The sequence below is a fragment of the Balneola sp. genome, assembly GCA_002694685.1.
Classification (GTDB): domain Bacteria; phylum Bacteroidota; class Rhodothermia; order Balneolales; family Balneolaceae; genus Gracilimonas.
On the sequence record NZMW01000010.1, the window covers coordinates 211,697 to 232,324 of the forward strand.

Genomic DNA, 20,628 nt, shown 5'->3' on the forward strand with positions numbered 1-20,628 from the left:
GCATGGCGATAAGATCATTTATTCAAGCTAGCTAGCGCCTTCTTAATGATAACGGAAGAGTCATCACTTCCTGAATCTCTCATGGCTTTCATTACTGCCTGCTCGGATTCTTTCTTCTTGAACCCCAGTGATTCCAGAGCAGAAATAGCTTCCCCGGAAACGCTTGCTTCCTGAGAACCGGTTGGCGTAACACCTACAGATGCAGCATATTCAGCAAGCTTATCTTTCAGCTCTACGATAATACGTTCAGCTGTTTTCTTCCCAATGCCCGGCACTTTAGATAAGGTAGCCGTATCAGAGCCGGTGATGGCGCCAATCAACTGATCAGCAGGAAGGCCGGATAAAATAGTAAGTCCTAATTTTGGCCCCACTCCTTTTACAGTTATGAGTTTTTCAAACAACGCCTTTTCATCAGAGGAGAAAAAGCCAAACAGGCGCTCGTCACTATCGGTAATGTGGTGATAAGTAAGCAACTTTACTTCTGAACCGGCGCTTTCGAGTTGCTCTTGTGTGATAGAAGAAATCTCAACCCGATATCCTACACCTTGCACATCCAGAATCACAATCCCTTCCTTTTTTTCTTCGATGTAGCCTTTTAAAAATGCGATCATAATCTACAATGTCTCTTAAGCCTTCAATTAGATTCCCGCTTTCGCGGGAATGACAGTTAAAAAAAGTTTAGTTGTTCAAAGTCATCCCCGCGAAGGCAGGGATCTGGATGTATTACTAAGCTGAATATATGTGTACTGCCAGCTAAATTCCCTTAATGCGGTCAGGATTATCTGCCACAAAACTAGCCCAGTCACCCTTCTTGTTATTCTGGTGCGTTTTCTTTGTTGGAGATGAACCGGGAATCCCCTGCCCTTTCATCAGGTGACACCAGGCAACAGCCAATGCATCTGTGGCATCATTCGATAACTTTTCATCAGGAAGCTTCACCATTTTATTTAGCATAAAAGCGACTTGTTCTTTGCTGGCATTCCCGTTTCCAGTGATAGACTTCTTCACAACCTTAGGAAAATACTCGGTCACATCCCGGCCGGAGTTTTTTATAGCCAGCATGGCAGCGGCCTGTGCCCGCCCAAGCTTTAGCATGGCCATCGGATCGACTCCATAAATAGGCGTCTCAACAGCACAAGATGTAGGCTGATTAGATTTAATGATACCCGAAATCCGATCAAAAATAACCTGTAACCGCTCAGCATGGTCATCGATATCGGCAAGGCGGATAACATCACACCGTAATGCGATTAGCTTTCCGCCTTTTTCCGTCAACAGGGCATAGCCGGTGTTTCGGGAGCCAGGATCGATACCGAGAATGATGTCAGGCATATATTATTCTTCGTTTTTATCGCCGTAAACTTTCGCTAAGTCGTTAATCATTTCTTCAGAGATTCCGGAGTTCACAAACCCACCATCATGGAAGAGATTCTGCATAGTCACTTTTCGGGTAAGGTCAGAGAATAATGTAACGCAGTAGTCGGCACATTCATCTGCAGACGGATTTCCCATCGGAGCAATCATATCGGCAAAAGTATACATGCCATCAAACCCTTTGATTCCCGTTCCGGCAGAAGTTTTCGTTGGAGCCTGAGAAACCGTGTTTACACGAATGCCACGATCTGCTAATCGGCTGCCATAGTTACGAGCAATACTTTCAAGCAGCGCCTTTGCGTCATTCATGTCTGAATATTTAGAGAAAATACGCTGAGCTCCGATATAGGAAAGAGCCACAACACTTCCGCCGTCATTCAGGATTTCTGCTTTTTCAGCATGGTGAAGAACACGGTGCAACGAAATCGCTGAAATATCCAGTGTTTGCTGCAGCCAGTGGTAGTTGAGGTCGGTATATTCTTGCTTCTTGCGGACATTCGGCGACATCCCAATGGCGTGAAGGATAAAGTCGACTCCACCTAAATGCTCTTTTGTCTGAGCCATTAAGTCCTCAATCTCGTCATCCTTTGTTACATCACAAGGAATGATGGGGGCGCCTGTTTCTTCACCAAGGGCGTCGAGTGCACCAAGGCGGAGGGCAACAGGAGCGTTAGAAAGCACAAAGTCAGCTCCTTCCCTTTTACAAGCCAGTGCTATTCTCCAGGCGATACTGCGATCGTCGAGCGCACCAAAAATGATTCCTTTTTTTCCTTTTAGTAATCCGTAACCGTCACTCATTTTCTGTCAATTTCTTTAAGTTGATTGTGATCATGGGAAATTCACGATTATCTGGGTAAAATGATAGTTGTGAGTTGATAAAGTGATGAAGTAACGGGTGATAAGTGAGTTATTTATAGATTATTTGTAAGGAATACCTCTGAAGTTGCTCTTACAGAAATAAAAAAGATGCAATGAACTATAGCGAATGGGAGAAATCTGTACATCCTGATATCAAAAATGATGTGGTTTGGAAAATGGAAGGCTACAAGTTGGCGCTATACTTGTCAGATGTAAGCTGGTTCGACTCACAAAAGATAATAGCTGAAAGGTATTATTCTTTAGCAGATCAGCTATACAGATCCTCAGGTTCTGTTAGTGCGAATATAGTAGAAGGGTATTCAAGAATTTCTAATAAGGAGAAGGCTCGCTTTTATGAAATTGCATTGGGTTCAGCAAGAGAAACAAGGGACTGGTACTTCAAAAGCAGACATCTTTTATCCGATGAGACAGCCTCTAAAAGAATTCGGCTGATGACGAAGATAATCAAGCTTTTATTGAGCATGATCAACGACAGAAGAAAAGCTCATAAGCTCTAACAAACTACTTTATCATTCCTCACTTCATCACTAAAAACTTACTCTACAGTATCAACGGGCTGTATACGGCCGTTTTTAATTTGGAATACGGTCCACTCCGTTCCAAAACGTTCGTCGTTAATTCGGTAGGTCCCTAGCAGCTGGTTGTCGCCATAAATGCGAATGGTAGCTCTCGATGCGTTCGCGAGGGCCATTGAATTTTCATTTCTGCGGTCACTGTAATTCAGAACTTTGTAGGTATATATATCCCCTTGGTCAACCTGCTTAACGGTGATCGTTTCCGGTCCATTACCATTACGGTCATCGCGATCCAGTTTAGCCTTTCCGTCATCACTGGACTTTTTGTTGCGATACGAGATATGATATCCCCCCTCTTTAATAAGGTGGGCATCGAGATCACGAGGACTATCTGACCAGTCCAATACTATTCGAATTGATCCGGGTTGTAAATCTGGAGAAACAGAAATTCGGTTCTGAAATATAGTGCCAACCATCAATTCAATGTCAAACCTTGCGGTGATAAACCCTTCCTTCTCAAAAACTACCGGAACCTGACCGTTTTCTATCGAAGGTTTAAAAAGCACTTTCCCTTCATAATCAGAAAACTTCTCTTCTCCGTTTATTAAAACACTTGCTCCCGGCACATACTCACCAGTAAGTGCGTTGACAAACCGAAGAGTGAGCTCTCCGGTATTCATTTCCTGAAACATGTCTTTCGACCTATCCTGAATGTCTGAGGTCTTGTCTTGTGCACTCGCAATAGAAACGAGGAATAAAAGCTGAATTACTAGTAGAGTGGTTACTCTCAACTTGATTTTATAAGCCATATGTTTGTTTTGTTATTTGTACCCAACGGAAAAATAGTAAACATCTTGCTTTAAGCAAGCTTTATTTATCAAGAGCGAGTTACTTTAAAAGAACGAGTTTTCGTGTAATCGTTAGATTCGGAGTTGTGAGCCTATATAAATAAGTTCCGCTTGCCAGAGAAACGCCGTTTAATTCAATGGTATGAAGGCCGGCCGGCTTTTGTTCATTTACCAGTGTTTGAACCAGCTTTCCGTCGATAGAAAAAATGGTTATTTGAACATTTGAAGTTGTATTTAACTGGTATGAAATGGTGGTGACGGGGTTAAACGGGTTCGGGTAGTTCTGATATAAAACTACATTTTCAGGATGATTGATTTCGGTTTCCTTTGAAGTAGAAACAAGATTTGCTGAGCCGGGCGTTGGGATTTCAAAAGTAACCCACTCATCATCGCCATCTGTTTTGCGGCCATAAGAAATATCATCGGCAAGGGCTCCGAAGCTGAGGCTATCCACCACAAAGAATTCTGCATCCTCCTGAAAATACAGGCCAAGCTGTTCACCCTCATTATCCAAGCCAAAGTTAGTGTGAAGCAGTCCTTCTTCCTCATCATTATCAGCCCAGATTAACAAATGTCCACCGGCAGGAATCGAAGTATCCGGAAAGGCCCATTTGGTTGGATCGTCAAAATCATCCGTCAAAAAATAATCCGAAAGTGAAATGCTGTTTTCAGTCGGGTTATACAGCTCAACCCAATCCTCAAAAGAATCGCTCTCGTCTTGAATGCCGGTTTCATTATCGGTTAGAAACTCGTTGATCAGCAGGCTGTTTTTAGAGGCAAGAAATTCATAGTTCAAAAATCGATCGCTGTTGTTTGGGTATCGTGAGGAGAGCGCTTGTTCATCTTCAGCCATCATATAGAAAGAGAAATCTCCAATATTCTCATCCAGAATTATAGAGCCGCTGTACGTTTTTAATGAAGAAGAGCTCGTTCCTGCGGACAGCGTGAATGATTGATCTGATTCTTCAATAAAAACTTCAATTTCAGGAACATCCTCATCCACTACTTCTGCTGAGACGCTTAACCGAAAGCCACCTGTAGCAGTGCTTACTTCAAAATTAACATCCTTAATTACAGGCTCAATATTGCTTACAGAAAGCTGCTGCATAGCGGAATTGATCCGAGTCGTGATATACGGTTTGATGCCATAGGTTACATGATTACCCAGCGCTTCCTCAAAAGAATTGTGATAGTCTTCGGTGGTGTAGCCATAGTCAAGCGTGCGGTAGTGGTCTTCTTCTGCAGCGTCCTCAGTGAGAGCTTTAATTCGGTCGATTTCAGAGAACATTTCAGTCTCATTGAAAGTGCCCTCGATTAATTCGTTGATGTAAAACTGTAGCCGATTGCTGTACTTATCAACAGAAAGAATACGTTCGGAAAGAGGTCGCGACTGATCCGGATGTCCCCAATTCAAAACATTTCTGGTTCCCCAATCTATACCGGGATAAATACCATCCCACCAAATACCGAAGCTGTTGTCATAATCGTAGGGAATAAATTCAAAGCGGTTGGTTTCCGGGTTATTATAGAGGTAGAAATTGTTCTTATTAAATAGATAGTCGTCCCAGCTTCCGGTTAAAATGTCGACAGCCATCCACCTCAGCACACCATCAACATTAATGTGATCTTCTACTTCTTTTTCGAATTTGCTATCGGAAGCATTTTCAAAAAAGCTGATCAAAGAGGCGAGGTCGGAGTAGTCATCTTCCTCCGTATTAGTTTTGAGTTCATAAGCTCGGCGGCCATCTGCCTCAAATTTATAGTCGTCTCCATTGGGTCCGCGATATGTAAGATCGGCGGGATAGAGGCATTTGTAGAGGTTGCCTTCTTCACCCCCAAATCGATCCTGTACAAACTCATCGTCAATATGCTCTATGTTGATGTATAGCCCGTAATATTCACCATTGATATACACCTTGAAATGATTTGATCGGGAAGCCGGGATGCCGACCTCATCAAAAAGATCCCAGCTAAGTTTACTTCGGATAATGGAAGGATCATTATGTTCGCCATTCAAATTCATTTTATCCAGGCCGTGATATTCCCTTCCGTCAACAAAAGTGTTAAAAGATACCTTGAAGGATTTTTTCTGTGATGCTCTGGAGGTATTACCTCTAATCCTGAATCCGATGTTATCAACGGTATCAATTTCAGCATCTCTCTTAAAAATAAAAGTAGCGGGATATTCGTGGTCACTGTACCAGCCTTCCGGCTCAAAAAGCTGATCTAGTGAATCTTGGTCAATCACTATATAAATTTCCGGCAGCGAGGAGTCGTCAAAAACCCAGTCGATATCGTTCTGAGCAAAACCCTGTAGGACAAAGAAAAAACTAAATAAAAAAAGCAGATTGAACTTTTTCATGTATCAAATGGATGTGTGGTTGCTGCCAGAAACAGGTATTAAAATAGACTTTATTAAAGTGGAAGTTCTAACTGCTCAAAGACCGTGTTTTCGTTCAGGTTCAAATTCGATAAGGTGATACCTAAAAGGCGAACCGGCCGGCTCCCCACTTCAGTTTCTTCCATCAATTTACGGGTTACTTCCATAATATCCCGATATCGATTTGTATAGTGAGGCAGAGAATAGCTGCGGGTGATGGTGTCAAAATTTTTGTAGCGAACTTTCAGGGTGATGGTTTTTCCAGCAGCGTTAATTTTCTTCATTCCTTCTGAAATGGTTTGAGCTAATTCATCCAAAAAGTTATTAATCCATTCCAGGCTATCGATGTCATCAGAAAAGGTCCGCTCTTTCCCATATGATTTTCGAACGCGATGCGGCCTCACTTCCCGATTATCAATTCCCCGCACAATACGATAGTAGAACCGCCCCGATTTCCCGAAGGCTTTCACCAGGTCAATTTCACTCCATTCTTTTAAATCAGCTCCGGTTTTAATGCCAACCGCATGCATCTTTTTCTGAGTAGCTTTCCCGACACCAAAAAACTGTTTGATGTTGAGCTCTTCCAAAAAGGCCTCGGCTTTCTCCGGAGTGATAAGCGCCATTCCATTCGGTTTGTTGATGTCGGAAGCCACCTTTGCTAAAAACTTGTTGTGAGCAATACCGGCCGAGGCAGTAAGCTGCGTTTCCTCAAATATTTTTTCTCTGATTTCTTTCGCAATAAGCGTGGCCGAGGGAATATCTTTATGATTGTCTGTGACATCCAGAAAGGCCTCATCCATAGAAAGAGGTTCCACCAAATCAGTGTAATCAAAAAATATTTCCCGGATTTGCTGGGAGGCTTTTTTGTAAGCATCAAAATTCGCTTTTACAAAAATACCGTGCGGACATAAGCGGATAGCTTGTGAAGCAGGCATGGCTGAATGGACACCAAATTTTCGTGCCTCATAACTTGCAGTAGCTACAACACCCCGCCCGCTGGGAGAGCCGCCAACGATAACAGGTTTTCCTCGCAAATCAGGATTATCCCGCTGCTCTACCGCTGCGTAAAACGCATCCATATCAACATGGATAATTTTGCGAATGGGAAATTTTGATTCCATAACATAAATTACACATATGCATTCATTTTAAAAAGCGGGAATATAGAGGGCAAGCCCAAACGATTGAGATTTTATGGAACAATAACTCCATGCTAGCCATTTAATTAGGTGAATTTGAAGCAAACAAAAATCAAAATGATATTTCGATCAAAGTTTTTAGTACTCAGTTTAATAATCTTGACCACGGCCTTTTTGGGAGTGAGTTGTTCAGATAATTCAACAGGATCTGACGGGGATGACCAAATTCTATATTCACATGTAGAAAACCCCGGCGCCTCAGCGAATGACTTTCTCTCTAATGAAACCTTTACAAGCCTCGAAGTAGAGATTGATTACATGCAGGGCTATGAACCAAATGCCGAGGCACTCGATAGCCTGAAAGCCTTTTTTGAACAAAGGCTAAACAAGCAGTCCGTAACCATTAATACGCCGACCGAGATTCCTGCTGTTGGTCAGTCATCTTACACTGCCGACGAAGTAAGAGATCTTGAGGAGGAACACCGTGACGAATACACAGAAGGAACCACACTTAAAGCTTATATGATTATTGTAGACGGTGAGTATGAACAGAGCAACGTGCTTGGGATTGCATACTTCAATACCTCAAATGCATTTTTTGGTGCAACGTATGACGAGGTAAGCGGCGGACTCAATCAGCCTTCCAGGCGGTTAACAGAGTCTATTTCTTTCCGGCATGAATTTGGTCACTTATTCGGGCTGGTAAATATTCCCGGATCAGGAACTGAAATGCAGACGAACCATCAGGATACCGAAAACGGAAGACACTGTGATAACGACAGCTGCTTGATGTACTACGCCATGGAAAATGCTGGCGTATTTGGTGATTTCTTTGGTGGAGAGATTGCTCCGCTGGATGCAAACTGCATTGCTGACCTTCAAGCTAATGGAGGAAAATCGCAGTAAGAAGATCCAACAAGGAACAAAAGACTTTGAACGCTTGCCCTTCTGTGGTGGGCGTTCTTTTTTTATGAAGTCTTTTTAAGGCTATGGAGTAATAACCACAGGTTTGGTTGTACTCTCAAAGTAGTCGAGGTCAATTCCATCCTGGTAGTATTGAATCGTAAAAGTAATGGGTTGGGTAGTTTCCGGGGTAGATGATGGAATCAAAAACAACTCATCCGGAACGGAAGGGTTGGAGGAGATAAATTCATTCAGGCTGTAAGCTTCGTAGCCCTCGCCCCGATAAAAGACCATTACGTCAAATAATTCGGATAAATCATCTCCCGCGCTGAAGTTGGAGTTGTAGTCTCGGTTACTGGATATCTTAATATTAGTGATAATTTCTTCCGAAACAGGAATGGGAGGAGAGCAAGCATAGGCTTTTGAAAAGAACGAAAACGAACGGCGAGGCGAAGTGTTAAGTGAATAGTACTCGGAAACAGGAAAGAGGCTTATGCCAAATTCAGCTACTTTAACGGTATCTGTTTGCAAAGCGGAATGGGCGATTTGTAACTCGCCAAGTGAAGAAGAGATTGAAACATTTTCTAATTCAACATCGAAATTGACAACCTTAAACTTGTCCTTAAAAGGACCACAATCATCCCCCGTTAAATTGCAGGAAATTGAAAGCAATGCGAGCAAAGCTACTGAAATAATATAGATTAAGAGCGTTTTCCGAAGCATATTTTTCAGGATAAAAAAAACATAGAAAGTTCAACCTTCGAAATTCAGTGTTCCTTGTTCGAAGTTCTTACCCTTGCTTGAACTTAAACAGATTCTCTGTCCCGACTTTCTCTTCCCCCTGGCTTAGCGCATACTGGGAATCAAAAAGTACAATCGGGTTTTCCTCCATATCCTTAGTGACGTGGGTGGAATAACTGGCATCAAGCTTTTCAATAACTTCATCATTATTGTTGGGCAGCCAGCGGGCACAGTGATAAGAAACCGGAGTTTTAATTAACTCCACTCCATATTCTGACTGCATGCGGTGTTCCACAACTTCAAACTGCAACACCCCAACTGTACCAAGGAGAAGCTCATTTCCAACACCATTTGGCACTTCAAATACATGAACCACACCTTCCTCTGAAAGCTGTCGTAATCCTTCGCGTAACTGTTTTCTTTTGAATGGATCTTTAGTCGCTACTTTCTGAAAATGCTCAGGCGTAAAAAGAGGGATTACATCGAATTTGACTTCATTCTTCTCAAAAATCGTAGTTCCAATTCGGAATGAACCGGGATTGAAAATCGAGACGATATCACCGGGGTAAGCATCTTCCATAAGCTGGCGGTCATCTCCCATTAAAGTATGGGGAGTAGACATTTTGATTTTTTTACCCAATCCAGCGATGGTTACCTGTTGACCTCGTTCAAACTTCCCTGAAGCCACACGGATGAAAGCTGCACAATCTCTATGATCAGGATTCATGTTGGCCTGCATCTTAAAGATGAAGCCGGAAAATCCATCATTTAAATCCCGAGCCAATCCTTCCGGTGTTTTGTACTGTTGAGGATGCGGAGCCAACTGGTGGAAATAGGTTAGAAAAACATCCAGCCCAAAATTATGCAGCGCCGAGCCAAAAAATACCGGAGTTACTTTTCCGGAAGCATAAGCTTCACGATCCATGTTTTCGTACATGTCTTCAATCAGCATTACCTCTTCCTGGAAGGCTTCTTTTTCGACCGGGGAAAGAGAAGAGGCTTCGATGGCTTCTTCAACACTCATTACGGCAGTAACGGCCTTTTTAGCACCATGATCCGTTTTTTGGTACATGTGAACTTCATTGTTGATCACATCATAGATACCCTGAAATTTTTGGCCATAGCCCATCGGCCAGCTTGCCGGTACGGCTTCAATGCCTAGCTTATTCTCAATGTTACTTAGAATCTCGAGTGGCTCCATGCCGGGGCGGTCACATTTATTCACAAAGGTGATAACCGGAACTTCACGGAGCTTACATACTTCAAATAGTTTTTCGGTCTGTTCCTCTACGCCTTTGGCAACGTCAATAACCATAAGGCCGGAGTCAGCCGCTACCAGAGTTCGGAGCGTATCTTCAGAAAAGTCTTTGTGACCCGGAGTATCCAATAGGTTGTATTTGATGCCATCTTTTTCAAAACGAAGTACGGAAGAAGTCACAGAAATACCACGCTCCTGCTCTATAGACATCCAGTCAGATGCGGCATGACGTGTTGCTTTTCGAGCACGAATAGATCCAGCCTCATGCAAAGCTCCGCCATATAAAAGAAGCTTTTCAGTGAGGGTTGTTTTCCCGGCATCCGGGTGAGAAATAATTGCGAAGGTACGTCTCTTCTTCGCCTCTTTGGTAATTTGTGATTCGGCTGTGGCCGTGCTCATAGTGTTTTCTGACTGCTTGATTAAGCCTTAAAGATACGGCCTTTTAAGTGAAGTTTGTAGTGCTGAAGGCCAGGAATAACTAAGACCGGGCAAATTCAATTAACAACGAGAAGTCACCATGACCTGCCTCTTGTTGAGCTTGAGCGTATTTCTCTCTAATTATTTTATTATCGGCGGTTAAGTTGCGCCCCCAGCTGAAGACAGGCTTCTTAAATATGTGAGTTATAATGATATCCGCTATCAACCGGGAGTGACGGCTATTTCCACTTGGGAAACAATGAATGGAAACCAGTCTGCTTTGAAACCGAAGTGCTATTTCATCCGGATCATACGTTTTGTTGATGATCCAATGAAGAGTGTCTTCTATAAGTGACCGAAGTTCTGTGTGGATTTCAAGTTTATCAACCCCGCTGCCTGTATTCGTGGTGCGAAATGTTCCAGCCCATTTCCATACATCACTGAACATTTTTTTGTGAAGGGTTTTAATGAAGTCTTCAGAGAAAACGGTCTTTAGATTAAATCGTCTTTTCAAAGACCATTCCACTGCCTTTTCGATATTCAGGTGCTCAAACTCTTTGAGTTCTTCAAGAGTTGAGATGGATGGAATGAGTAACCCATCCTGATCCTCTTCAGTAAGAATGTCTTGGTTCGTTATATAGTCAAAGGTTAATCCCATAGGTAGCGCGGCATTTCATTTTTAATGGATTGTGCTCTTTCCTTAATCGCTTGCTCCTGTTGTTCCTCAGATCTTTCCTGATCTTCTAATCTCATGGAGTGAGAGGTACGCTGTACAATTTCTTTAGCCTTTGCCATTGCCCGCTCTTCAATCATGGCTTCAATATTCTTATCGATGGGGACAAAACCGTAAACAAATTTTAATTCAAGAGCACGCCCAAAATCTTCCATGGTCTTTAAAGTGACGGAGCCGTTAGCTTCCCGGGTCTCTAAGTCTTTGGTACTCTGTGGGGTAATTCCCAGCCGATCACCCAATTGCCTTAAAGACATGTTCAACGCCTTTCGGATTTGATGCACCCATCCACTTTTTGAAGCCTCAAGTGTGTTAAGAGGATCAATTTGAGCAAATTTACGATCTAACTGTTTGGCGAGGATGTGGTTTTTCGATTTATTCATAAGTCTATAGCCTTATTTAGAATAATATATTTAATATAGTAATATTAAAATTAAAACTTAATATCAGTCTATAGGCTTATATTAGGAATGAGATTAATTTGTTAATTCAGATAAGAACTTAAATCAAGAGTGAAGGTTCGGCCATAAATTCTCCCACCAGCCTGAACTTCCACATAGCCATGATAGATTTCACGCAGCGAGTCGTCGGGCACAAAGTAATGCTTGTTATCTGATCCGCCGTGGTCTCTGAGGTTATAGGTAAACTTACTTTCAGGAATGATTTCAGGATCAAGGCTTGGGGTTAAGGTCCAGAAGGCATTAAAATCTCTGTAACTATTGATCTCAACTTCAGGTGAATATGAAGCCATAAGTTGGACCCGAGGGAACTTTGTATCTACATTCAAAATTTGAACGCCATCAATTCTGCCCGTTGGCGGGAAAACCACCCGTTGCCGGCCTCTTTCTATAGGTTCCGAAATCACGCTAATATTAATGGGAAGGAAAACTGAATAGGAGTCCATGTTCGTATTTCTTGTCATGTAAGCACTACCAACGATGGTGGCGGTAAAATCTCCAGGCCTTTGACCAATCATAAAAACGTGATTTTCCTGTCTGTAAAACTCGACATTTTCAGAATTGGTTATGAAGGTTGTTAAATGAGGTTCGGTACCATACTCTTCTTCACACTCATAACCGTAGCTCCAGTATGCATCGACATCAAAAAAGACGGTATCACCCACCGAAATGGTTTGGACAGGCACAGGCGTGGTTGAGAAATATCCCGCCCTTTCATACCCGGAAAAGGGAAGGGCACATTCAAAACTATTGGTGATTAAACACCCCGAAAAAAAAAGTAAAATAGGAAGTAAATAGATAGCTCTCGACATCTTGAACCTCTCTGGTTTTCAAGAATGTAACTAAAAAGAGTTAAATAGGAAATTTAGGTTGTATTGAAGAGGTATGGAAACAGAACCGTAACTTCCAGTATTCAAGTATTGTTTTGATTTAAAATTAACCCCACCACTGTTTTCATGATGAGGTTAGCTAATTCACCTTAACTCAAAAACGGCAGTCGTCTTACCACTAACGCTAAAGTCGTTAGTTACATCAACATCATTACCAGAAATCATATCCATTCCCGTGGAGAAATTCTTAAGCACTTCCTGATAACGATCGGCATCCATAGTAACAGAACCCTCATTGGAATTCATCACAATCATCAGAGTTTGTTCTTCGTGAATCCGGAAATAGACGTAAACTCCATCATAAGGGACGAAGTGCAACAGTTCTCCATATTGAGCAGCCGGAGAACCCAATCGCCACTTCCCCCAATCACTGACCCACTCCATAATTTCATTTTCCTTTTCCGTGCGACCTTCTTCAGTGAACACGCTTCGGCTATCATCAGGCCAGCCACCGGGCATTGTTTGCCTCCAGGCTTCATCATCCCCTCCGCGATTTTGGTGGCCCATCATAAGCTCGGTTCCATAATACACAACCGGAATGCCACGGGCAGTCAATAAAAACGGATAAAGCATTTTAAAGTGAGCTTCATTCTTTCCAAGATGTTCATAGATACGACTCATATCATGGTTATCTAAAAAGATCACATTCTTCATAGGGTCAGCATAAACCATATCCTGATTGAATACATAGAAAAGTTTGGTGAGCCCGTTATTCCATCCAAAACCTTCGTTAAGTGCATCACGAGCGGCAAAAGAAAAAGGAAAGTCGGTAACGCTTGGAAGGTGTGAATCATAGCCGTCTTCAACACCCGGTTCATCATATTGCCAGAAGGATTCTGCAATTACATTCTCTACCCAGGATTCTCCTACAATATTGAAATCAGGATAAGCTTCCAGCACCTCTTTCGCCCAACGAGCCATGTAATCTTTATAAGGAAATACATAGGTATCCATGCGAATTCCATCAATGCCAGAATACTCAATCCACCAAATGGTATTTTGAATGAGATAGTCAGCAAGCAGATCGTTGCGCTGATCCAGATCAGGCATTTCTTTCACAAACCAGCCTTTTACTAAGCGGTCCATATCCGATTCGGAAGCATACGGGTCACCCACAATCACTCCGCGATAATTGGTTTGCCCATATTCCTCAAAATCATGAACCCAATCTTTTGTTGGTAAGTCTTTCATCCACCAATGCTGGTCGCCAATGTGGTTGTGTATCATATCCATGATGACTTTCATTCCCCGATCGTGTACGGCATCAACCAACTCTTTGTAAAGTTCATTAGATCCAAACCGGCGATCAACTTTATACAAATCCGTAGCAGCATATCCATGATAAGCACCATATTCTGCGGTCATATCATTTTCGAAGGTAGGAGTAAACCAGATGGCGGTCATTCCGAGATCCTGAATGTAATCAAGATGATCGATCACTCCCTGTATATCCCCTCCCTGACGGCGTTCTGGATTGGACCGGTCAGCTGACTCAAGCATTCCTTCAATGGTATCGTTTGAGGGGTCTCCGTTAGCAAAGCGGTCCGGCATCATCAGGTAAACTAAGTCAGAGGAATCGAATCCAAGATTGCGCCCTTCTTCAGACTCCCGGGTTCTTAATTCATAATTCAGGGTGATAGTTTTATTGCCCTTTTTGAGCTTGATGGGCATGGAGCCGGCCTTGGCAGACTCGTCAATATCAAAATAGAGAAAAAGATAATTGGGAGAATCTACGGCGTATTGACTTGTGATCTGAACTCCCGGATAATCTATAGAAGCTCGATACTGACCTAAGTCTTCTCCATAGAGTTGAATCTGAAGTTCGTTGACAGGCATTTCAACCCACCAAAAGGGAGGGTCAACAATTTCAATTTCATCAGGTATCTGAGCGAGAGAAATAGAAGTTAAAATGAATACCGATACAAAAAGGCTAAGTAATTTCTTCATGAATGTCTTTATTAGGTTCCAACGGCTCACATAATAAAGATCACTCCACACATTTTCTCATGTAAATGCTTACATAGAGTTTATTCGCTTTTAAGACTATTTACCGGATTTGCCAGCGCAGTTTTAATGGATTTAAAACTGATTGTGATCAGAGCAATACCAAAAGCAAGCAATGCACTTAAAATTAGAGTCGCAGGACCAATCTCGATTCTATAAGCGAAATCCTTTAACCAGCTGGCAGATAAAAACCAGCCGGCTGGCGCTGCAATTAGGAAGCTGATTAAGATTAATTTCATAAAGTCTTTATTAAGCAGAGTTAAAATCTGCGGAACACTTGCCCCAAGAACTTTCCGAATGCCAATCTCTTTTGTTCGTTGCTCAATCACAAAAGTAGCCAAACCAAAAAGGCCAAGGCTTGCAATGATGAAGGCGAGCAAGGTAAAGTAATTGAAGATAGTGCTTAACTGGCGCTCCTCTTCATATAAGTTATTGTAAGAGTCATCCAGAAATGTATAGGAAAATGGAAGGTCTGGAGAGAAAGAGGCAAAAAAGTTTTGTAGATCAGCGAGTGTTTGCTGAACCTGATCCCCATTAACCTTGATAAGAACATATCGGTGATAATTGTAATCAGGTGCAAGCATTATGGTGAGCGGAGAAATCTCCTGACGAAGAGATAGAAAGTTGAAGTTTCTAACTACTCCAACAATGGTTCCCGAGTTACCCCACGCCTCAAAGCTTTTGCCAATTGCTTGGGATGGCGTCCAGCCAAGTTCCGCCAGAGCGGCTTCATTAATGAGGAAGTCTGCTTTTGCGGGTGAATACTGTTCCTGATTGAAGGACCTTCCAGCAATAACTTGTATATCGAACATTTCTATAAAATCGAAACCAACCGGAGAGATGTAAATACTCAGTTCATCTCCTTCCTGATTTCCCTCCCAATTGGTTACAGTAGTTCTGCTGCTCATATAAACAGGGTCAAACTGAGAAGAGCTTACTGCTTGAACAGAAGGATTCTTGTTTAGTTCTTCTTTAACCGTATCAAAGCGATCCCAAATTTCTGAATCGTTCGTAGCTACTGTAATAACCTGATCCCGGTTAAGGCCGGTATCTGTAGTTTGGATAAAATTTAACTGCTGAAACACCACAATGGAGCCTATCAAAAGTACGATAGTGACGGTAAATTGAGCTATCACTAAAATATTTCTCAGTAATGAGGTTTTCTTGCCGCTTTTAGTATGGCGTTTAAGGATGAAAGCAGGTTTTAATTTTGATGTGAATAAAGCAGGATAACTTCCTGAAATAATGCCTACTCCAAGACTGGCGGCCAAAGTTAAAGCCCAAAAATCCCATCGAAGAAATATTTGTGTAGTCAACTCACGGCCAATCAGATTACTGAAGATTGGTAAAGTGAGGGCAATGAACAAAACCGCGGCTATAATACTAAGCAAAGAAATAACTACGGCTTCTGAAAGAAACTGAACCACGATATTGGAACGCACAGCTCCCACGACTTTTCGAACGCCAATCTCCTTTGAGCGGGTTAATGAGCGAGCCGTAGATAAATTCATATAATTGACGCACGCAATCAGCAAAATGATAATCGCTATCGCAGAGAACATATATACCGTATTGATACTTCCGGAAGTGGATGGGTTGAAGTTCAAGCCGGCAGAATAAAGGTGAATATCTTCGAGAGGCTGAAGCGAGTGAACAGGGAGCTTTTCCGGGCTATTCTTATAGTAATTTGAACTACCGATATAGGTTTTGACAAATCCTGGGAGCTTATCGGCGAAAGCTTCCTCAGAAGTGCCTTTCTTTAAGGTGATGAATGAATAATAATTGGTGTTACTCCACTCATTCAAATTATAGGTGTAATACGGAGTTGCCTGATCATTGATAACATAATTAAAGGTGAAATGAGAGTTTTTAGGCGGATCGGCAATCACTCCGGTTACTGTTTTGGTTACCTTTTTTCCGGTTCCATAGGTTTGGTCTATACGTTTGCCTATAGCTTTTTCGCTACCAAAAAGTTTATTAGCAAGCGAGTTTGTAAGGATGATGGAATTTGGGTCTTGTAGTGCTGTTTCAGGATTTCCCTCATACCATTGGTAGCTAAAAATCTGGAAGAAATCTCCATCTGACAAAACTCCAGCTTCACTAAAAGTCTCATCCTCAATGGAAAGCAAAGTTCTTGTCATCCCGAAATAGGTAGCGGCTTCAACTTCCGGGAAGTCGCTTTTCATAGTAGCAGACAGAGCTGTTGGGGTAAGGGTGTACATGTCTGACCCCATGTATTCATTGCCGGGCTGCTGAGCTAAAACGCGATAAGTACGATCACTTGTTTCGTGAAATTTGTCATAGCTCAATTCATATTGCACAAACAAACCGATCAAAACAAAGCATACCAATCCTACAGAAAGGCCAAATATGTTTATAAAAGAATAGCTTTTATGCTTCTTTAGGTTCCGAAAAGAAATCTTGATGTAATTAAGAAACATAGCGGCAGACCAGTAAAATTTATGAGTGATTTTTGAAGGGGCATACCGAAGTATTTGCTGCCAGTACCAGCGTTTAGCTTTTTTAGGTCCCTCTTTTTTTGCCAGATAATGAAAGTATTCGTCAAAGTCGCCAACGGTGGTTTTCCAGACATCATCGTACTGGAGTTTCTCTAGAATTTTCTGGGCTAGTTTAGGAGGGCGGGAAGACATGCTAATTGCCCCCGAATAGTAGTTGAGGGACTCCTTGCCAAATGGCTTGCTGTACTTCGTAAGCATGATGAAGTGCTTCTTTTCCTGAGGGAGTCAGGGAATAGATTCTCTTTTGACGACCACCGCGTTCGGGGGTAGAGTCAGAGAGTTGAGATTTAAGGAAACCTCGTTTTTCAAGACGCTCAAGTGGCATATAAATTCCACCGAGCGACCAGTCTTTATCGGTTATTTCATTCAGCTTTTCCTGGATGGGGATGCTATAGGCATCATCTCTAAGCTTCCATACAGCCAGTAAAATAAACTCTTCAGTTCGGGTAAGTAGTTTCATAAGTAATCAATTCTAAAATCTTGAAACATATTAGCAAAAAATTCATTTGTTTCAAATTTTTAGAATTGAGGAATTTGTTTTTTTGAAAGGGCGGTTTTGGAGCTATCTGAGAAGCTGAAATATTTCCATATCGATTTTTTCCATTTTGAAAAGCAGCGAATCACCTTCAGAGATTTCAGTTAGGTGGAGCTTATTGCCGTTTGTCATATAAGTAAAGAATCGCTCAGAACCGGTTCCTTGAGGCTTAAGCGTCAACGTTTGTTGTTCGGTATCCAGAGTTCTGAAATATGGTTTTGAATTATTTTTATAACGAATGTAAGTTTGGTTGTAGCGATCGATAACGAAATATTCCCAGGCGTTTTCGCGGAAGGAAGCTTCCTGTGAAGTAACCATGTATATGCCAAAAAGCTCAGGCTCAGGTTTATTTTTACTGGAGTAGGAAGTTAAAGGCAAAGCCGCGCTTACAATAAAGCCAAGAGCTACAGCTCCAATCATAGCTTTTCTAATCCACTTGGTTGCTTTAGTAAACCATTCGGCTTGAAATGGGGATTCAAATGCACGCGCGTTAACGTCCTTATTCAGAATAAAAACATTTAGAATTCGCTTGTAATCAAAAGCGGCAAGAACCAAAGAAAAGACAAATAAATGAGTAGCAAGGTTTTTGACCGGAACATCAAACATGAAATTCATAAGAGCTACATTCGACATTACCCCGGCAATAAGTAAGGCGCCAAGGGTTGTTGTTCTTCGATATAGCAAGAGAAATCCTCCGGCAACCTCCAAGAGACCGGTGAAAATCTGGTAAACCGAAGAATACCCCATATAAATCCAAAGCAGACGCATTGGGCTAAGTTCACCTACAGGAGTAACTAGTTGAATAAGGCTTGCCTCAGAAAACTGTATTAAAGCAACTTTTGCGAAGCCATAGGTCATCATAGTGAGAAAAAGAAAAGAACGGAGGGCGAGCGTCAAAATATATATGTGGGAAGGATGTGGTTCAGCGTTTTTGTAATGAAAACTCCAGATTGTTGCGCCTGCGATACTCAAACCAACCCTGATAGCTACAAGAATAAGGACACTACTTTGGTATTCTGCGGGTTCAGTATAGCCAAGTAACATGGACAGCCAAACAATGGGTAAAATGTATAAAAGGACATAAATGACAACAAAACGAAAAAGCCACTTCTGAAAAGGTCCCCAGTCAAGATTGGAAGTCATAAAAGATCGATAAAAATTATTTGAACACTTAGACGAGGAAGAGTAATAAATGTTCAACACACAAGCCGAACTAATAAAGGTAGAGGTAGAATTCTTTACTTATTAGCTTATAAAATCTGCGAAAAAATAGGCATATTTAATCAACACGAATTTTAAGAAAATCATCAAAAAAGATCCCTTTATGGCGGATTCCATCTGGAAAACATATAAGCTCAATTCTGAAGAAGATCTGCATATTACTGTTGGGGAACTGCACGTTTGGATCAGTAAGCAAGATGAAGAAATCTGGATAGCTCATCAATATTCAGATAAAGTATATGAAGAAAAGCCCGAGGATTTAGAATGGGCTCGCTGGGCACCAAAGTCGATAGAAGAGATACGAATTGCTCCGGTATTTCAGGACCTCCCCGTTATTATTAATTCTGAATATCCATTGAAAGTAGCGAAAGGCTCCACGATTCAAATCTTCAGTCGTATACCTGTTTGGCTTCAGATTAGTCTGGCTAAATCGAAATATGTGCTGACGGAAATACCGAGCATCAAGCTTTCAAGAACCTGGTTTGGGAGCCCACAGGAAGGTGAGCTTTGCTATTGGTTGAGTACAAAGGCGCGGAGAAGTCTGGCCGGAGTGGAGAACAAGCCAAATGTGATTAACTGTCCGATTCAGATTTCAAACAAAACACATGAAGATCTGGACTTCGAGAAATTCTGCTTTCGGGTCGAACGGCTCAGTGTTTATGGGGTGAAAGAAGAATTGTGGGCCGACGAAACTAAAATTGAATACAACGGCGAAGAACAGCACAGCGATATCAACATGACCGGGAAGTTACCTGTTGCTATTGGCAAAGGAGAATTAATGAGTAAGCCTCGAAACCCAGCCTCAAAAAGCTTTGCGACCCGCACCTTTAAAATGTTCTTTGACGATACCTTTATATCTGCCCGATAACCTAACTTTTTGACCATCAATTATGGATTCAACGTCTGTTGCAGCCGATACAACCCTTTTTAACTTAAGTGAAAATGCGTTTTTCTCTGATGAATTTTTAGCCTTATCACTAAAAGTAGCAGTGATTGTTGCTATTGGTCTTCCTGTCATTATTATTTTGAGAGGCTGGGCACGCTCATTTATCTCTAAGAAATATGCCACGCATTATGGGATGCTGGCAGGTAAAGTGGTTTTCTACACAGGGTTGGTGATTTTAGTAGTTACGGTGATGGGGCAGTTGGGGATAAGCCTTGCGCCATTATTAGGGGCGGCAGGTATTTTAGGGGTGGCTCTTGGTTTTGCTTCTCAAACGAGCGTTTCAAACATTATAAGCGGATTGTTTTTAATTGCCGAACAGCCTTTTAAGGTTGATGATATCATTACTGTGGGAACTCATTCAGGGTTTGTTCTTTCTATCGACATGTTATCTGTAAAGATGCGAACCTTTGATAACCGCTTTGTTCGAATCCCCAACGAAATGATTATTAAAACGGAAGTCATCAACAATACTAAGTTCCCTATCCGGCGCTTTAATGCCAGTATTTCTGTGGCTTATAAAGAGGATGTTGCCAGAGTTAGGGAGGTGCTTCTTGATGTAGCAGAGAAAAACCAATATGCTCTTTCCGAACCGGAGCCGATCATTGTTTTTGATATGTTCGGTGCTTCCTCCATTGATCTGCTTCTCTTGGTGTGGGCACCAAAGGATGAATACATTTTGCTAAAAAACAGCATAAACGAAGAAGTAAAAGCCCGCTTCGATAAGGAGGGTATTGAGATTCCATTTCCACATGTATCTCTGTACAGCGGTTCTGAAAGTAAATCTATTCCGATTGAGATATCTGACAGGAACCAGCTGCTTTCCGAAAAGAAAGACTCTGGTGAAACTAAAGGCGAAGACAAAGCCTAATTA

General features: G+C 41.9%; 19 protein-coding genes. 4 read left to right on the plus strand and 15 right to left on the minus strand.

The features are described 5' to 3' along the window. Positions 1–14 precede the first annotated feature (14 nt). The 3 genes from CL667_10545 to CL667_10555 all read right to left on the minus strand — a co-directional run bounded on the left by CL667_10545 (position 15) and on the right by CL667_10555 (position 2,172). The gene (locus CL667_10545; GenBank protein MAL18140.1) at positions 15–611 is read right to left on the minus strand and encodes a Holliday junction branch migration protein RuvA; all 597 of its coding nucleotides are present in this window, start codon (positions 609–611) and stop codon (positions 15–17) included. 142 nt (positions 612–753) lie between these two features. Then, positions 754–1,332 carry a crossover junction endodeoxyribonuclease RuvC gene (locus tag CL667_10550; GenBank protein ID MAL18141.1) on the minus strand — a complete coding sequence of 193 codons (579 nt, stop codon included), beginning with the start codon at positions 1,330–1,332 and terminating at the stop codon, positions 754–756. 3 nt (positions 1,333–1,335) lie between these two features. Then, a complete protein-coding gene (locus CL667_10555; GenBank protein ID MAL18142.1) occupies positions 1,336–2,172 on the minus strand; it encodes an enoyl-ACP reductase in 837 nt (278 codons plus the stop codon). Between the two features lie 173 nt (positions 2,173–2,345). Between CL667_10555 and CL667_10560 the strand changes: the two genes are divergently transcribed. Next, on the plus strand, positions 2,346–2,750 hold the full coding sequence (locus CL667_10560) for a four helix bundle protein (GenBank protein MAL18143.1): 405 nt from the start codon (positions 2,346–2,348) through the stop codon (positions 2,748–2,750). A gap of 38 nt (positions 2,751–2,788) precedes the next feature. On the opposite strand, the gene CL667_10565 is transcribed toward CL667_10560, so the two are convergent. The 3 genes from CL667_10565 to CL667_10575 form a co-directional block, all read right to left on the minus strand. After that, on the minus strand, positions 2,789–3,577 hold the full coding sequence (locus CL667_10565) for a hypothetical protein (protein ID MAL18144.1): 789 nt from the start codon (positions 3,575–3,577) through the stop codon (positions 2,789–2,791). A gap of 79 nt (positions 3,578–3,656) precedes the next feature. Further along, positions 3,657–5,978 (minus strand): hypothetical protein, encoded by a 2,322-nt coding sequence (locus tag CL667_10570; GenBank protein ID MAL18145.1) that lies wholly within the window; start codon positions 5,976–5,978, stop codon positions 3,657–3,659. A gap of 53 nt (positions 5,979–6,031) precedes the next feature. Beyond that, the gene (locus CL667_10575; GenBank protein MAL18146.1) at positions 6,032–7,117 is read right to left on the minus strand and encodes a DNA polymerase IV; all 1,086 of its coding nucleotides are present in this window, start codon (positions 7,115–7,117) and stop codon (positions 6,032–6,034) included. Between the two features lie 135 nt (positions 7,118–7,252). Between CL667_10575 and CL667_10580 the strand changes: the two genes are divergently transcribed. Beyond that, positions 7,253–8,041 carry a peptidase gene (locus CL667_10580; GenBank protein MAL18147.1) on the plus strand — a complete coding sequence of 263 codons (789 nt, stop codon included), beginning with the start codon at positions 7,253–7,255 and terminating at the stop codon, positions 8,039–8,041. 81 nt (positions 8,042–8,122) lie between these two features. On the opposite strand, the gene CL667_10585 is transcribed toward CL667_10580, so the two are convergent. The 9 genes from CL667_10585 to CL667_10625 all read right to left on the minus strand — a co-directional run bounded on the left by CL667_10585 (position 8,123) and on the right by CL667_10625 (position 18,733). Next, entirely contained in the window at positions 8,123–8,761 is a 639-nt protein-coding gene (locus tag CL667_10585) for a hypothetical protein (protein ID MAL18148.1), read from the minus strand. Positions 8,762–8,828: 67 nt separating this feature from the next. Then, positions 8,829–10,436, minus strand: a complete 1,608-nt coding sequence (locus CL667_10590; protein ID MAL18149.1) for a peptide chain release factor 3 — start codon at positions 10,434–10,436, stop codon at positions 8,829–8,831. Positions 10,437–10,515: 79 nt separating this feature from the next. After that, the gene (locus CL667_10595) at positions 10,516–11,112 is read right to left on the minus strand and encodes a cell filamentation protein Fic (protein MAL18150.1); all 597 of its coding nucleotides are present in this window, start codon (positions 11,110–11,112) and stop codon (positions 10,516–10,518) included. Beyond that, positions 11,103–11,567: an XRE family transcriptional regulator gene (locus tag CL667_10600; protein ID MAL18151.1), complete on the minus strand. Its 465-nt coding sequence runs from the start codon at positions 11,565–11,567 to the stop codon at positions 11,103–11,105. Before CL667_10600 ends, CL667_10595 begins: the two co-directional genes overlap by 10 nt. A gap of 101 nt (positions 11,568–11,668) precedes the next feature. Then, positions 11,669–12,454 (minus strand): hypothetical protein, encoded by a 786-nt coding sequence (locus tag CL667_10605; protein ID MAL18152.1) that lies wholly within the window; start codon positions 12,452–12,454, stop codon positions 11,669–11,671. A gap of 162 nt (positions 12,455–12,616) precedes the next feature. Then, entirely contained in the window at positions 12,617–14,479 is a 1,863-nt protein-coding gene (locus CL667_10610) for a glycosyl hydrolase (protein MAL18153.1), read from the minus strand. An 80-nt stretch (positions 14,480–14,559) separates the two neighbouring features. Continuing rightward, positions 14,560–17,253: a hypothetical protein gene (locus CL667_10615; protein ID MAL18154.1), complete on the minus strand. Its 2,694-nt coding sequence runs from the start codon at positions 17,251–17,253 to the stop codon at positions 14,560–14,562. After that, complete coding sequence (locus CL667_10620; protein MAL18155.1) at positions 17,189–17,515, minus strand: hypothetical protein; 327 nt, start codon at positions 17,513–17,515, stop codon at positions 17,189–17,191. Before CL667_10620 ends, CL667_10615 begins: the two co-directional genes overlap by 65 nt. 102 nt (positions 17,516–17,617) lie before the next feature. Further along, positions 17,618–18,733, minus strand: a complete 1,116-nt coding sequence (locus CL667_10625; protein ID MAL18156.1) for a hypothetical protein — start codon at positions 18,731–18,733, stop codon at positions 17,618–17,620. Between the two features lie 181 nt (positions 18,734–18,914). Here CL667_10625 and CL667_10630 point away from each other — a divergent pair, with 181 nt between their 5' ends. Together CL667_10630 and CL667_10635 are read left to right on the plus strand one after the other, a co-directional pair. Further along, on the plus strand, positions 18,915–19,679 hold the full coding sequence (locus CL667_10630) for a hypothetical protein (GenBank protein MAL18157.1): 765 nt from the start codon (positions 18,915–18,917) through the stop codon (positions 19,677–19,679). Positions 19,680–19,701: 22 nt separating this feature from the next. Further along, entirely contained in the window at positions 19,702–20,625 is a 924-nt protein-coding gene (locus CL667_10635; protein MAL18158.1) for a mechanosensitive ion channel protein MscS, read from the plus strand. The last annotated feature ends 3 nt before the right edge of the window (positions 20,626–20,628 follow it).